We start from the raw sequence: 14441 nt of genomic DNA, 5'->3' as shown, positions 1-14441 counted from the left end.
GATCGACGGGGCAGCAATGAAGACGTGGTTCAAGCGCATAGTGATCGGCTTGGTGGTATTGGTGGTCGTGGCCGTCGTCGGTCTGGCCATCTTCCTCCTTACCTTCGATCCCAACGCCTATAAATACAAGCTCGAAGAGATCGTCCAGGAGCGCTATCAGCGCACGCTGACCATCGACGGCGAGATCGAGCTGTCGCTGTTCCCGCGCATCGGCCTCGCGGTGCAGGGCGTATCGCTGTCCGAGCCCGACAGCACTGACGTGTTCGCCTCGATCGACAGCATGCGCCTGGCCGTGGCCGTGTGGCCGCTGCTGTCGAACAGCTTCGTGGTCGATCACGTCACGATCAATGGCTTCAAGGCGCGCGTGGTGCGCCACAAGGATGGCCACTTCAATTTCGAAAACCTCGTGGGCGGCTCCGTGCAGAACACCGCGGTGCCTGCCAACGCGGCCGAGGCCGGCGCGGGCGTCATCGCCGGTGCCACTCAGGCCCTGACGGGCGGCTCGCCGAGCACGCCGCGCAACATGCAGATCGACATCGCGGGCCTCGACCTGAAGGATGGCGAGCTGCAGATGCAGGATGCGATGAGCGGCATGGCCGTCACGGTCAGCCGCCTCAATGCCAACACCGGTCGGGTCACGTTCGACCAGCCCTTCGACGTGAGCATGTCGGCGCGTGTCGAGGGCGGCAATCCGCGCTTCGACGCCGGCCTCACCGGCCAGGGCCTGCTGCGGCTGAATCCCTCGGCCAAGCGCTATTCGGCGCAGAAGCTCGACCTGCGCATGGACGGGCTGATCCCCGGCGCGCAGGCCAAGAGCCTGGCCGCGCGCGGCAACGTGGCCTTCAACGGCGCCACGTCTTCGCTCGACGTCTCCGGCCTGGAGCTGCTGTTCCAGGGCGACATCACCGACCCGGCCGCCAAGATGACCGGCGTGGAGGCCAGCATGCTGGTGCCGCGCCTGGCGATCGATCCGCACAAGACGCAGCTGCAGCTCGAAAAGACCGCCGTGCGCCTGAAGGGCGCGATGCCGGATGGCCCGTTCGAGCTCGCGCTCGACGCGCCCGGCCTGGCGATCTCGCCGTCCGCGGCCAGCGGCGACGGCCTGACCGGCCGCGTGCGGGCGCAGGGCGTGGACGCCAGCTTCGGCCTGAACGGCATCGGCGGCAACGCCTACGAGCTCGACGTGAAAGAGGTCAAGTTCGACGGCACCTTCAAGCAGGGCGAGCGCGTGGTCAAGACCGTGTTCGCCTCGCCGGTGAGCCTGAACCTGCTCCAGCGCAGCGCCAGCCTGCAGGCCCTCAAGGGCGACGTGAACATCACCGACCCCGGCCTGCCCAAGGGCAGCCTGGCGATTCCGGTGATCGGCAGCCTCAGTGCCAACCTGCTGAAAGACCAGGCCAGCGCGCGCATCAACGCGGTGCTGGAAGGCGGCAAGTTCGACCTGAGCGCCGACGTGGCGAAGCTCTCGGCCCAGCCCGAGGTGAAGTTCGCGCTCGCCGTCGACACGCTCGACCTCGACAAACTCGTGCCGCCGATCGGCGTGGCGCCGGCCAAGCCCGCCACCGACGGCAAGCAGGATGAGTCGAAGGCCCCGGCCAAGCCCGCCGCGCCGGCCAAGGCCGACGACGACACGATCAATCTGTCGGGGCTGCTCAACAAGACCGCCACCGGCACCATCAAGGTCGGCCAGCTCGTCGTGCGCGGCCTGAAGGCCTCGGAAGTGGGCGCCGACATCAAGCTGGCCCGCGGCAAGCTCGATCTCTCCGCCCTCACCGCCGTGCTCTACGGCGGCAAGCTGGGCGGGGCGTTCTCGGTCGACGCGGCCGAAAACAACGCGATGGTCAGCAAGCTCAACCTGAGCGGCATCGCCATCGAGCCGCTGCTCACCGACGTGGCGCAGCAGCGCACGCTGTCGGGCACCGGCAACCTCGCGCTCGACCTCAAGACCGCCGGCGCCAATCCGTATGCACTGAAAAACAACCTGGCCGGCACGGTGCAGGTGCGGCTGCGCGATGGCGCGGTCAAGGGCATCAACATCGCCCAGGTGCTGCGCGACCTGAAGGCCACCTTCAGCGGCGAGGCCAACGATGCGGTGGTGGCTGCCAGCCAGGAGCGCCAGACCGACTTCACCTCGATGGAAGGCGACCTGCAGATTGCCAAGGGCATCGGCACGGTCAAGCGCCTCGACGTGCAGGCGCCGCTCCTGCGCATCAGCCAGGGCGACCCGGCCACGATCGACTTCGTCAACAGCGCGTTCAACTTCCTGGCGCGCGTGCGGGTGGTCAACACCTCCACCGGTCAGGACGGCAAGGACCTCGCCGAGCTGCAGAACGTGACCGTGCCGATCCTGCTCACCGGCACCTTCGACGCGCCGGTGTACACGGTGCAGTGGCGCCAGGCCGTGACCGGCGCGCTGCGCAAGACCCTCGAAAACAAGCTGAAGGAAGCCATCGGCGGCAAGAGCGGCGCGGGCGCCGCGCTGCCGATCGACCAGGCCATCAAGGGCATTCTGGGCAAATGAGCGACGCTTTCCAACCCATCGCCGAATGCGGCTTCGTGGCCGACGCACGCGCCGCCGACTATCACCGCCGCTGGCTCGTCGCCAACGACGCCGGCCAATGGCTCACGCGCGAGCTCGCGCCCAAGCTGGCCGAGGTCTCGCTCGAGCTGCGCCTGGGCTATCTCGTGATCCGCGCGCCCGGCATGCTGCGGCTCGACGTGCCGCTCGACGTGATCGAAGACGACGACAGCGTGCGCTACCAGATGCTGGTGCGTCAGCAGCCGGTGGACGTGGTCGACGAGGGCGAGCTGGCGGCCGCGTGGCTGTCGAACTACCTCAACGTGCCGGCGCGCCTGCTCAAGCTGCATCCCGACACGCCGCCGGTGCAGTGGCCGTCCGCGTGACGCCATTCCCCCGCCGCAACAAACAAGGCCGTCGATGCGACGGCCTTTTTCATGGGCGCGGGCGGACCGGGCGTCAGGCGGCGGGGCGGCGCAGGGTCACGACGGCATGCACCGCCAGGCCCGCCAGCAGGCCCCAGAAGGCCGATCCGATGCCGAAGAAGCTCATGCCCGAGGCGGTGGCCAGCAGGGTCACCAGCGCGGCCTCGCGCCGTTCGGCGTTGGCCATGGCGCTGGTCATGCCGCCCATGATCGGGCCCAGCAGCGCGAGCCCGGCGAGCGTGGCGATCAATGGCGCGGGCAGGGCGGCGAAGAACACCGCCACCGCGCCGGCCACGATGCTCAGCAGCACGTAGCTCAGGCCATAGGTGGCGGCCGCCACGTAGCGGCGCGCGGGATCGGGGTGCGACTCGGGACCGGCGCAGATCGCCGCGATGATGGCGCCCAGCGTGATGCTGTGCGCGCCGAAGGGGGCGGCCAGCGCGCCCACGATGCCGGTCAGGGTGATGAGGCGCGAGGCGGGCGGACGATAGCCCGCGGCCTGCAGGATCGCCAGGCCGGGGAGGTTCTGCGACGCCATGGCCACCACGAACAGCGGGATGCCGAGGCTGATGCAGGCCTGCCAGGTGAAGTGCGGCGTGGTCCAGACGAACGTCGTCAGGCCCCACTGCACGCCGCCGAGCTCCAGCAGCCCGAGCGCCGCGGCCAGCACCATGCCCACCGCCAGGACCGCCAGCACGGCGTAGCGCGGCACCCAGCGCTTGCACAGCAGGTAGGCCGCGCACATGCCCAGCACCAGCACGGGCTGCGCGCCGATGCTGCGGAACACGCCCAGGCCGAAGTTCAGCAGCACGCCCGCGAGCATGGCGCCCGCGATCTCGGCCGGGATGCGGCGCACGATGGGATCGATCCAGCCGAACACGCCGCAGACGATGGTGAGCAGCGCCGCGAGCAGGAAGGCGGCCACGGCCTGGTCGAACGGCACGCCCACCAGCGCGGTGACCAGCAGCGCGGCGCCCGGCGTGGACCAGGCGAACACCACCGGCACGCCGGTGCGCAGGCTGACCAGCGCGCCGCCCGCGCCCAGGGCCAGGCAGATGGAGCCGAGCCAGGAGCCGATATGAGCCGCGTCGAGGCCGCCGGCATGGCCGGCCTGCACCATCAGCACGGCGGTGCCGCCGAAACTCACCAGCACGGCCACGAAGCCGGCCACGAGGGCGGAGACGGAGAAGTCGCTTGCGCCGCGGCGGTGATCGGAAGTGAAAGCGGCGGGATCCCCGCCGCTCATGCCGCACCCGTGAGGCGGCGGTATTTCGCCATCAGGGCTTCCTGCCCTTCCTTCCATTGCGGATGCAGCTCGATGCATTCGACCGGGCACACCACCTTGCACTGGGGCTCGTCGTGATGGCCCACGCACTCGGTGCACAGGTCGGGGTCGATGACGTAGAACTCGTCGCCCATGGAAATGGCCTCGTTCGGGCACTGGGGCTCGCAAACGTCACAGTTGATGCATTCGTCGGTGATCAGGAGGGCCATCGTGGGGCGGGCGCGGGGCGCCAAAAGAAAATCGGCCTGCCCGACAAGGACAGACCGATCCATTGTAGCGCCAGCGGGCCGGGGGCCCGCCGCCGGCTCAGACGCCGCTGGGCCAGCTCTGTTCGCGGCGCTCCTTGGCCTTTTCCTGCAGCCAGCGCTCGACCGACGGGAACACGAACTTGGACACGTCGCCGCCCAGCTGGGCGATCTCGCGCACGATGGTGCCCGAGATGAACTGGTACTGGTCGGACGGCGTCATGAAGAGCGTTTCGACGTCTGGCAGCAGATGGCGGTTCATGCCGGCCATCTGGAATTCATACTCGAAGTCGGACACCGCGCGCAGGCCGCGCACGATCACGCGCCCGTTCTGTTCGCGCACGAAATCCTTGAGCAGGCCGCCGAAACTCTGCACTTCGACATTGGGATAGTGGCCCAGCACCTCGCGTGCGATCTCCACGCGCTCTTCGATGGCGAAGAAGGGCTTTTTGTTGCGGCTGTGCGCGATGCCCACGACCACCTTGTCGAAGAGGGCGGCGGCGCGGCGCACCAGGTCTTCGTGACCGCGGGTGAGCGGGTCGAACGTGCCAGGGTATACAGCGATGATCATGCGAGCTCCGAACCGTTGTTATGTGGTTTACACCATCCTCCGAAACCGGATTATTGATCTAATTGCGCAATGCAGCAAATTGGGCAATCCCGTAGTGGACGGCGCCGGCCTTGTCCTGGCGCAGCAGCGTCCAGCCTTCGGGCGGCGCCAGGGGCGCTTCCGACTCCACGTAGACCAGCCCGTCGGGCGTGAGCAACGCGGGCAGCAGCGGCCACAGGCGCTCGAGCCAGCCCTGGTTGAAGGGCGGATCGAGCAGGACCAGGTCGTAGCGCGAGGCGTCCATGCGCTCCAGCGCCTGCAGGGCATCGCCCGAATGGATGCGCACGGCGTCGGCGCCGAGCTTGTCACGCAGCGTCCGCAGCGCGGACACCGCGCCCCGGTCGCGCTCCACCATCTGCACCAGCCCCGCGCCGCGCGATGCCGCCTCCATGCCCAGCGCGCCGCTGCCGGCGAACAGATCCAGCACGCGTTTGTCGGCGTATTCGCTGGCCCAGAGGTGATTGAGCCAGTTGAACAGCGTCTCGCGCACGCGGTCGGGCGTGGGGCGCAGACCGGAAACGTCGGGCACCACGATCGGGGTGCGGCGGAACTGACCGCCCACGATGCGGATGGTCCGGCTGCCGGGGGCGGCGGCTTTCGGGGAGGATTTCATCGGAAATGCCAGAAAAGAAGGGGTTTGCGCGAATAGTAGCGCCCTCGGGCGCCGCCGCGGGGCGAGGCGGCGCGGGGCGGGCCGGTGGGGGACCGGTTCCGGAATATACTTTCGCCCATGTTCAGCTTCTTCAAGAAAAAATCCCCGCCGCCCGCGCCGACACCGGCCGAGGCGCCCGCGGTCGCGCCCGTGGCGCCCGAGCATGGCGTGGCCGAGGCGCCCGACGCCGCCGTGCCGCCCCTGCCGCACGAGGGCGCGCATCCGGTCCCCGAGATCCGGCCGCAGGACGTCGTCGGCGTGACAAGCGCGCCGGCTGCGGCGGCCCCGGCCGCGGCGCCCGCCGCGCCCGTGGCCCCGGCGGCGTTCGTGCCCACGCCGGCGCCCGTGCCCGTTGCCGAGCCGGTGGCTGCACCCGTTGCTGTTCCGGCGCCCGCGCCCGCGCCGCTTGCGCCCGTCGACGTGCCGGCCCCGGCCGCCGTTCAGGCCGCGCCCGCACCGGCTCCGATCGCCGCGCCGGTTGCGCCGCCCGCGCCCGCTGCTGCGCCCGTCGCTGCGCCCGTGCCGGCGCCCGTGCCGGCGCCAGAGGAAGCCGCCGAGGCCGCGCCGAAGAAGTCGTCGTGGCTGTCGCGCCTGAAGCAGGGCCTGTCGCGCACCGGCCAGAGCCTGGGCGGCCTGTTCGTCGGCGTGAAGGTCGATGAGAATCTGTTCGAGGAGCTCGAGTCGGCGCTGATCATGGCCGACGCCGGCATCGAGGCCACCGAAAAAATGCTCACCGCGCTGCGCGCGCGCGTGAAGAAAGAGCGCATCGAAGACCCGGCCAAGGTCAAGACCGCGCTGCGCGAGCTGCTCACGGATCACCTCAAGCCGCTCGAGCGCGGCTTCGACCTGCAGCGCGCCAAGCCGCTGGTGGTGATGATCGCGGGCGTGAACGGCGCCGGCAAGACCACCTCGATCGGCAAGCTCGCCAATGCCTTCCAGCGCCAGGGCGCCTCGGTGCTGCTGGCCGCCGGCGACACCTTCCGTGCCGCCGCGCGCGAGCAGTTGATGGAATGGGGCAGCCGCAACAACGTGACCGTGATCGCCCAGGAGGGTGGCGATCCGGCGGCGGTGTCGTTCGACGCGGTCAACGCGGGCCGCGCGCGCGGCGCCGGCGTGGTGATGATCGATACCGCCGGCCGCCTGCCCACGCAGCTGCACCTGATGGAAGAGCTCAAGAAGATCCGCCGCGTGATCGCCAAGGCCGACGCCAGCGCGCCGCACGAGGTGCTGCTGGTGGTCGACGGCAACACCGGCCAGAACGTGCTCACGCAGATCCGTGCCTTCGACGCCGCGATCGGCCTGACCGGCCTGGTCGTCACCAAGCTCGACGGCACCGCCAAGGGCGGCACGCTGGCCGCCGTGGCCGCGGGCAGCCAGGGCGTGCGCGCCGTGCCGGTCTACTGGATCGGCGTGGGCGAAGGCATCGAGGATCTCCAGCCCTTCGTGGCGTCGGAGTTCGCCGCCGCGCTGCTGGCCGACTGACCGCGCTCAGGCCACACCCACGCACAACGGGCCGTCATCGACGGCCCGTTGCGTTTTGGCGCGGTGCGCCGCTTACTTCCAGAACGGCTTGGCGTGCGCGAGCGCGTCGAAGGCCGGTTGCGCCTGCTTCACCAGCGTTTCGAGACGGGCCGAGATCCAGCCCAGCGCGAACCAGGCCTGCGGATGCGCGTCGGTCAGCGTGCGGTAGTGTTCGGCCGCCACCGCGAGGTCATTGATCTCGCCGAGCAGGTCCTGCACCTGCGCCAGCAGCTTGCGATAGCTGCGCAGGCGCGTGGCGGGCAGCAGCGACTCCGCGAACGACAGGCTGTAGCGCAGCCGCTTGCCGCGCTTGCGCAGCTCGTGGCGGCTTTCCAGATCGAGCTCGGTGAAACGCAGGCCGTCTTCGGCCAGCGACTTGTGCCAGCGCCGCAGGCGCCGCGCCAGCAGACGCGCGAGCTGCGGCCTGGCCGGCTCCGCGGCCTCGGGCGGCGCGGCGTTCAGGCCGATGATGGTGGGAACGATGCGATCGCCGATGGCGCCGTCGTCGTCGTCGTGGTCTTGCGCCTCGTCGGCGGGCGGCGTGTCGGTTGCGCCCGCAACCGGTTCGGCCGGCGCCGGCTGCACGTTCATGCTCCACTCGAACAGCTCGAGCAGCCAGGCCTGGAAGGCCGTGCTGCTGGCCAGCGCGCGCGCGTCGGCGCCACGCGCGACGGGCTCGGCCGGGATCGGCGGCATGCCGGCGCGTTCGAGCGCGGGGATGATGGTGTCGGCCAGCACGTCCTGGTCGCGGCTGGCGCCGAAGGCGCCGAAGTAATGGCGAATGCCTTCGTCGAGCGCGGGGGCGGGTGCGGCCACCCAGCCCTCGAACAGTTTCCAGGCCGACCGCAGGCGCCGCATGCCCACGCGCAGCTGGTGCACGTGTTCGGGGCCGCCGGCTTCGTAGATGCCTGCGGTGTCGACCTCGGCCAGCGCGGCGGCGTTGCGCACGATCTGTTCGAGGCATTCGCCGGCGACCACGGTCATGGCCTGCACGGCATCCAGGTCGGGATCGAGCTTGACGGCACGCGCGCCACGCGGCGACCAGAAGCGGCTCACGGCCTCCTGGCGCGCGGCCGCGGCGCCGTCGTCGTCGGGCAGGTTCGCCAGCGTGCGCGCCATCTCGGCCAGCGCGTCGCCGCGCTCGGACTTACTGCGCACGTCGAGCACCAGGCCATGGCGCTTCTGCCATTGCCGACCCACCGCGAAGATGGCCTCGGGGCGGCCCGACATCAGTTCGAATTCGACCTCGGAGATCGGCAGCTCGAGCGCGCCGGCGCGCAGCAGGCCGATGTCGAGCGCGACCTCGACGGTGCCGTAGCGGCTGCGCAGCTTGCAGAGCTGGCGCGACACGTCGGTTTCGTAGCGCACGCCGAGCTCGCCCTGGATGCGGGCGAGCGCGTCGCCGACCTCGGTGCCGGCGTAGAGCGACAGGTCGAGCACCGGGCCGGGGCGGGGGTGATTCAGTTCGATGCGGGTGATCGCGTTGGCGCCCGGCATCTTCACCGTCTGCACCCACTGCCGGCCTTCCTGGCGCAGGCGCAGCGCGATGCGGGCGTGCACCAGCTCGCGCTCGGGGGTGTCGAAGTACATGGCGCGCAGTCGCACGCGACTGGACTGGCGCTGGCCGAGCTCACGGCGGATGGCGGCGACCGCGTCGGCCGGCACGTGGAGCTTCAACTCTTGTTCTGACATGTCTGCACTGCCCACATACAAAAGTGCGGATAGTAATCATGCCATGCGTCATCTGTGATGACCGGTCATAAATCCGAAATATGGGCCGGCGCCGGATGCGGCCCTTGATTTTCCGCAATCCCCCTATGAAAAGCCGCTGCGGCCCGGATGGGCGGCAGCGGCGTCGGCGTTGCAAAGATTTACAGAATGCGGCGGCGGGCCTGGGTGATCACGATCTCGGCCACCACCACCACGGCGAAGATGGCGGCCAGCACGACCGCGACGCGGTCCCACTGGAACAGGTTCAACGCGGTATCGAGCGCCATGCCGATGCCGCCCGCGCCGACCAGCCCGAGCACGGCCGATTCGCGCACGTTGATGTCCCAGCGCAGCAGCACGATGGACCAGAACGCCGGGCGGATCTGCGGCCAGTAGCCATACCAGATCACCGCGCCCTTGCTGGCGCCCGTCGCGGTGAGCGCTTCGATCGGGCCACGCGAGGCGCCCTCGATCGCTTCGCCCACCAGCTTGCCGACGAAGCCGATCGACCGGAAGGCGATGGCGAGCGTGCCGGCCAGCGCGCCCGGCCCGAAGATCGCGATGAAGAGCAGGGCCCACACCAGCGAGTTCACCGAACGGCTCGACACCAGGATCAGCCGCGCGAACTGGTTAACGATGCGGCTGGGCGTGAGGTTGTGCGCGGCCAGCAGGCCCACCGGCACGGCCAGCACGATCGACAGCAGGGTGCCCAGCGTGGCGATGTGCAGCGTCTCCATCAGCGCGTCGTGCACGCCCTCGGGGTAGAAGCTCCAGTCGACCGGCCACATGCGCGACAGCAGGTCGCCCATCTGTTCCGGCGCGTCGTAGAGGAACTCCGGAATGATCTCCACGCTGCGCGCGGCCTGCACCACGGCCACCACCAGCACGAGGTAGAGCGCGAAGCGCAGCAGGCGCTGCCCCATCGTGTAGCGCTGCCAGGTGCGCGGCGCCGTCTGCGCCTGCATCAGGGTGCTCGCGTTCATGGCTTGCCTCCCGTGCTGCTGCCCAGCCCGCGCGCGGCCGCGATGCGGCGTTGCAGGATGCGGTCGAAGCCGAGGTTGTCGAGCAGGACCGCGCGCACTACGCCGGCCAGCACTTCGCCGAGCATGATGATGGCGATCAGCGTGAGCAGGATGGCCGATACGAAGTCATAGTCGAAGCGCTGGAACGCCGAAAACAGCGTGCCGCCCACGCCGCCCGCGCCCACGATCCCCACCATGGTGGAGTTGCGCAGGTTCGAGTCGAACTGGTAGGTGGCGAAGCCGACGAAGCGCGCGAACACCTGCGGCAGCACGCCGAAGGTGATCACGTTGGTGAACGACGCGCCGGTGGCGCGCACCGCCTCCACCTGCTTGAGCGAGATTTCCTCGATCGATTCGGTGAAGAGCTTGCCGATGAAGCCGATCGACGCCACGGTGAGCGCCAGGATCCCGGCCAGTGCGCCGAAGCCCACCGCCTTCACGAACAGGATCGCCACGATCACCGGGTGCAGCGAACGGCACAGCGCCACGATGGCGCGCGCCGGCCACGACACCCAGGCCGGCATCAGGTTGCGCGCGCCCAGCAGGCCCACGGGAAGCGCCAGGAAGATGCCCAGCACCGAGGCCAGCACGGCGATCTCCAGGCTCTCGACGATGCCCTTGATGAGCGTGTCGGGCTTCTCGAAGTTCGGCGGGAACATGCGCGCGAGAAAGGTGCCGGCGTGGTCGAGGCCGGCGCGAACGCGTGCGGGACTCACGTCGAGCTGCGCGGCCGCGTAGACCGCATACACCAGCACCAGCAACGCGATGGAGCGCGTCTGCCACGACAGCGCAAAGGGCCGGCGGGCCGGCCTCACTGCAGCCATGACTCGCCTCCGTAGATGGACTTGAGGATGTTCGCGTCCAGGCCCTGGCCGTCGCCGTCGTAGATCACCTTGCCGCCCGACATGCCGATGATGCGCGTGGCGTAGCGGCGCGCGAGCTCGACGTCGTGGATGTTGACCAGCACGGGGATGCCATTGGCGCTGCCCTGTGCGGTCAGCAGCTCCATGATCTCGACCGAGGTCTTGGGGTCGAGCGAGGAGGTGGGCTCGTCGGCCAGCAGCAGTTGCGGGCCCTGCATCAGCGCGCGGGCGATGCCCACGCGCTGGCGCTGGCCGCCCGACAGCGCGTCGGCGCGCTGGTCGGCAAAGCCGGCCAGGCCCACGGTGTCGAGCAACTGGTAGGCGCGTTCGATGTCGGCCGCGTCGAAGCGGCGCATCCAGGCTTTGATGGCCGAGGTGTAGCCGAGCCGCCCGGTGAGCAGGTTTTCCATGACGGTCAGGCGCTCGACCAGGTTGTACTCCTGGAACACCATGCCGATGCGGCGGCGCGCCCGGCGCAGCGCCTGGCCGCGCACGCGCGCCAGGTCCACCGCGCCTTCGGCGCCTTCGAGCACGATCTCGCCGCGCGTCGGCTCGATCAGCCGGTTCACGCAGCGCAGGAGGGTGCTTTTGCCGGTGCCGGAAGGCCCGATGATCGCGGTCAGGCCCTGGCCCGCCACGTGCAGATCGATGCCGTTGAGCACCGGCGTGCCGGCCCGGTATTCCTTCACCAGGCCGGTAATGCGGAGAGACGTTGCCATGCTTACTGCTTGCCCTTGCTCTTGGCGGTCTCACGATCGTAGGCCGCACGGTTGAACTTCTCGCCACCCGACTCGGCGACTTCGCGCACGATGGCCCAGTCCTTCTGGTAGGTCACCGGGTAGAAGCGGTCGGCGCCGTCGAAGGCCTTCTTCATTTCGTCGGGGAAGCGGTAGTCGTAGAAGCACTTGAGCATCTGGTCGCGGAACTTCGGCTCCAGGTCATGCGCGTAGGCGAACGACGAGGTCGGGAACTTCTCGCTGGTGTAGATGATGCGGAAATCCTCTTCCTTGACCTGGCCGCGCTGCACCATGCGGTGGAACACATCCGAGGCCACGGCGGCGGCGTCGTAGTCGCCCGAGTTCACGCCCATGACGGACTGGTCGTGCTTGCCCGAGAACAGCACCTTGTAGTCCTTGTCGGGCGTGAGGCCTTCGCGCGGGAACAGCGCGACCGGCGCCATGTGGCCGGAGTTCGACGAGGGCGAGGTGTGCGCGAGCTTCTTGCCTTTCAGGTCGGTGAGCTTCTGGTAGGGGCTGTCTTTCTTGACGATCACGATCAGGTTGTAGCCCTGGAAGCCATCGGCATAGCCCTTGACCGCGAACGGCACCGCGCCGGCGATGTTGACCGCGAAGGCGGTGGGGCCGGTGGAGAAGCCACCCACGTGCAGACGGCCCGAGCGCATCGCCTCGATTTCGGCCGCGTTGCTCTGCACCTGATAGAACACCACGCGCTTGCCCGTGCACTGCGCGAGGTGCTTGGTGAACGGCTTGAAGATGTCTTCGTACACGGCCGGGTCTTCGACCGGGGTGTAGGTGAACACCAGCGTGGACGGGGTCTTCTGTTTCGACGCATCGGTGGGCGTGTCCGCCACCAGGTCCTTGTTGGCATCGCAGAACATCGAGTCCAGGTCGCCGCGGTTGGCGCACGTGTCGGCGGCGTTTGCGGACTGCATGCCGAGGGCGAACGTGGTGAATGCGGCGGCTGCGAGCAGGCGCGAGGCTTGCATGAGTGTCTCCTCTTTGTGTCTTTTTGACAGATTTATGTCATGTCACCGCATTCAAACACAAACAAACGCGCAGCGAACCTGGGAAAACCCCTTTGTTTCTTTTCGGGTTTTGTTCGAAATGTTCGCTTTTCTTTCGTTTTAAGGAGGGCGACAGGTGCGAAGGAACGTGCTTCGGGATAAGGGGGCGGACGGGCGCGCAGTCGGGCCGGTGTCGAGCCGCTCGGGGCGGCCGGGCCAGTGCGGTTCGACAGGCCCAACAGCGTGTGTGGGCTTGCGTCAGCGGCAGGGCCGGGGCAGTGGCTTCGGGGCTGGCGTCCAGGGGCGGTTCTGCACGCGAAGTACCATGGGCTCCGACACCCGTTTCAATTACTGGCTCTCGAGGGCGTGGGAATGCAGGCAAAACAGGCACGTGGCCGATGGCAGACCGAGCAGTTGCGCGCGGTCGAAGAACGTCTTCATGAAGCGGCCCGCTCCATGCGGATGCGGCCGATGCCGGAGTCGCCCTTCGGATCGACCGAGGCGGGCTACGCGGACTATCGCGGGATAACGCTCGCCCAGCCCGTGCGCTACCTGGGGATCGAACGCGTCGACCTCTCCGATGCCGTGTTCAAGGACGGCGCGAGCATCAATGAGTCCTAGGCAAGAGCATGCCGGTTCGACCGCATCGATATGCGACGCGTGTTCGTCCGGCGGCGCTTCGAGGGCTGCAGTTTCGTCGGCGCGAAACTCAATGGCGCGCGTTTGGGCGTCGAGTTTGCGGGATGTGATTTCTCATCCGCGAACCTGTCCAGATCCTTCGCGACGGATTGCAGGTTCGTGAACTGCACGTTTGCCGAAGCCAATCTCTCGGATGTTCATTTCATCAGCTGCGTCTTCGAGGGGTGCGACTTTTCCGCGGTCAAATCCCTATCGGGCTCGGTCGCGCGCAGTCGGTTCGTGGGTGGCGTGGTGGCCCTGGCCCAGCTCGAGGCCTGCATCACCGACGGCGTCGTGATCCGCTGAGCGCGCTGGGTGCGCCGATCCATAAAGGTGTCAGACTGCATTTTTCCCAAAAGGTGTCAGACTACATTTTTTCGGTGCAGATCCGGTGATCACGGCGGCGCGCGTGGCGCCGTCCTTGCTCGTCCGGATGGCGTTCGAACGATAGTCGGATCGCGTGCATCGGCCGCCTGCGGTCGGCTTCACGCCAGCATGATGCCCACGTCCCGCAATCTGGCCACCAGGTCTTCCGCATTCACAAAATGGATGCCTTGCAGGCCCTCGCGCCGCGCGGCCTCGACGTTGCGCGCGCTGTCGTCGATGAACGCGGTCGCGGCCGGCTGAAGCTGGTAGCGCTCGATGATGAGCCTGAAAATCGCCGGCTCCGGTTTCATCAGGCGCTCGCGGCCCGAGACGACGATGCCTTCGAACCACTGCAGGAACGGAAACCGCGCCTCGGCGACGTGGAAGGTTTCTGCGGACCAGTTCGTCAACGCCAGCAGCCGGAAATTGCGCTCTCGCAACTGCGCCAGGACCGCCACCGTCTCGGTCATTTCTCCCGGGATCATTTCCGACCAGCGGTCGAAATAGGCGCGGATGTGAGCTTCATGCTGCGGATGCCGGGCGACGGCCTCGGCAATCGCGTCCTGCCACGGACGGCCGCGGTCCTGCTGCTCGTTCCACGCCGGCGAGCACACCTCGGACAGGAAGTGTTCCATGGCGGCCTCGTCGGAACCGAAGATTTTCCTGTACAGGAATCGCGGGTCCCAGCGGATGAGCACGTTGCCCAGGTCGAAAATGATCGTGTTCACGCCGTGGGCCGACGGTCGGAAATGGGAGGGATGCATTTTCGGAACGCTCCTTCTGGTTTGCTGCGACGGGAAAT

General features: G+C 68.4%; 15 protein-coding genes. 5 read left to right on the top strand and 10 right to left on the bottom strand.

The genetic code is table 11. The features are described from left to right. Positions 1 to 16: 16 nt before the first annotated feature. Entirely contained in the window at positions 17 to 2521 is a 2505-nt protein-coding gene (locus tag CEG14_RS22605; RefSeq protein WP_094828668.1) for an AsmA family protein, read from the top strand. Then, a complete protein-coding gene (locus CEG14_RS22600; RefSeq protein WP_094828667.1) occupies positions 2518 to 2904 on the top strand; it encodes an MOSC N-terminal beta barrel domain-containing protein in 387 nt (128 codons plus the stop codon). Before CEG14_RS22605 ends, CEG14_RS22600 begins: the two co-directional genes overlap by 4 nt. Positions 2905 to 2977: 73 nt before the next feature. On the opposite strand, the gene CEG14_RS22595 is transcribed toward CEG14_RS22600, so the two are convergent. The 4 genes from CEG14_RS22595 to rsmD form a co-directional block, all read right to left on the bottom strand. Next, a complete protein-coding gene (locus CEG14_RS22595) occupies positions 2978 to 4189 on the bottom strand; it encodes a benzoate/H(+) symporter BenE family transporter (RefSeq protein ID WP_094828666.1) in 1212 nt (403 codons plus the stop codon). Then, positions 4186 to 4437, bottom strand: a complete 252-nt coding sequence (locus CEG14_RS22590; protein WP_094828665.1) for a YfhL family 4Fe-4S dicluster ferredoxin — start codon at positions 4435 to 4437, stop codon at positions 4186 to 4188. Before CEG14_RS22590 ends, CEG14_RS22595 begins: the two co-directional genes overlap by 4 nt. 97 nt (positions 4438 to 4534) lie before the next feature. Beyond that, positions 4535 to 5044, bottom strand: a complete 510-nt coding sequence (gene coaD / locus CEG14_RS22585; RefSeq protein WP_094828664.1) for a pantetheine-phosphate adenylyltransferase — start codon at positions 5042 to 5044, stop codon at positions 4535 to 4537. A gap of 58 nt (positions 5045 to 5102) precedes the next feature. Next, positions 5103 to 5696 (bottom strand): 16S rRNA (guanine(966)-N(2))-methyltransferase RsmD, encoded by a 594-nt coding sequence (gene rsmD / locus CEG14_RS22580; RefSeq protein WP_094828663.1) that lies wholly within the window; start codon positions 5694 to 5696, stop codon positions 5103 to 5105. 402 nt (positions 5697 to 6098) lie between these two features. Here rsmD and ftsY point away from each other — a divergent pair, with 402 nt between their 5' ends. Continuing rightward, positions 6099 to 7217 carry a signal recognition particle-docking protein FtsY gene (gene ftsY, locus CEG14_RS22570; protein WP_179280665.1) on the top strand — a complete coding sequence of 373 codons (1119 nt, stop codon included), beginning with the start codon at positions 6099 to 6101 and terminating at the stop codon, positions 7215 to 7217. A gap of 72 nt (positions 7218 to 7289) precedes the next feature. On the opposite strand, the gene CEG14_RS22565 is transcribed toward ftsY, so the two are convergent. From CEG14_RS22565 to phnD, 5 genes are all read right to left on the bottom strand, one after another. Next, positions 7290 to 8948 carry a CYTH and CHAD domain-containing protein gene (locus CEG14_RS22565; protein WP_094828662.1) on the bottom strand — a complete coding sequence of 553 codons (1659 nt, stop codon included), beginning with the start codon at positions 8946 to 8948 and terminating at the stop codon, positions 7290 to 7292. A gap of 179 nt (positions 8949 to 9127) precedes the next feature. Continuing rightward, positions 9128 to 9949, bottom strand: a complete 822-nt coding sequence (gene phnE, locus CEG14_RS22560; RefSeq protein WP_094828661.1) for a phosphonate ABC transporter, permease protein PhnE — start codon at positions 9947 to 9949, stop codon at positions 9128 to 9130. Beyond that, complete coding sequence (phnE, locus tag CEG14_RS22555; protein WP_094828660.1) at positions 9946 to 10812, bottom strand: phosphonate ABC transporter, permease protein PhnE; 867 nt, start codon at positions 10810 to 10812, stop codon at positions 9946 to 9948. Before phnE (CEG14_RS22555) ends, phnE (CEG14_RS22560) begins: the two co-directional genes overlap by 4 nt. Beyond that, the gene (gene phnC / locus CEG14_RS22550) at positions 10800 to 11570 is read right to left on the bottom strand and encodes a phosphonate ABC transporter ATP-binding protein (protein WP_094828659.1); all 771 of its coding nucleotides are present in this window, start codon (positions 11568 to 11570) and stop codon (positions 10800 to 10802) included. Before phnC ends, phnE (CEG14_RS22555) begins: the two co-directional genes overlap by 13 nt. Before the next feature lie 2 nt (positions 11571 to 11572). Continuing rightward, on the bottom strand, positions 11573 to 12577 hold the full coding sequence (gene phnD / locus CEG14_RS22545; RefSeq protein WP_094828658.1) for a phosphate/phosphite/phosphonate ABC transporter substrate-binding protein: 1005 nt from the start codon (positions 12575 to 12577) through the stop codon (positions 11573 to 11575). A 390-nt stretch (positions 12578 to 12967) separates the two neighbouring features. Here phnD and CEG14_RS26720 point away from each other — a divergent pair, with 390 nt between their 5' ends. Further along, a complete protein-coding gene (locus tag CEG14_RS26720) occupies positions 12968 to 13216 on the top strand; it encodes a hypothetical protein (RefSeq protein ID WP_256985928.1) in 249 nt (82 codons plus the stop codon). A 30-nt stretch (positions 13217 to 13246) separates the two neighbouring features. Further along, a complete protein-coding gene (locus CEG14_RS26715) occupies positions 13247 to 13579 on the top strand; it encodes a pentapeptide repeat-containing protein (protein ID WP_256985926.1) in 333 nt (110 codons plus the stop codon). A 179-nt stretch (positions 13580 to 13758) separates the two neighbouring features. On the opposite strand, the gene CEG14_RS22535 is transcribed toward CEG14_RS26715, so the two are convergent. Then, positions 13759 to 14403: an HAD family hydrolase gene (locus tag CEG14_RS22535; protein WP_179280656.1), complete on the bottom strand. Its 645-nt coding sequence runs from the start codon at positions 14401 to 14403 to the stop codon at positions 13759 to 13761. Positions 14404 to 14441 lie beyond the last annotated feature (38 nt).

The organism is Bordetella genomosp. 1, assembly GCF_002261335.1.
Taxonomy (GTDB): domain Bacteria; phylum Pseudomonadota; class Gammaproteobacteria; order Burkholderiales; family Burkholderiaceae_B; genus Bordetella.
This window is presented reverse-complemented; position numbering and strand designations above follow the sequence as displayed.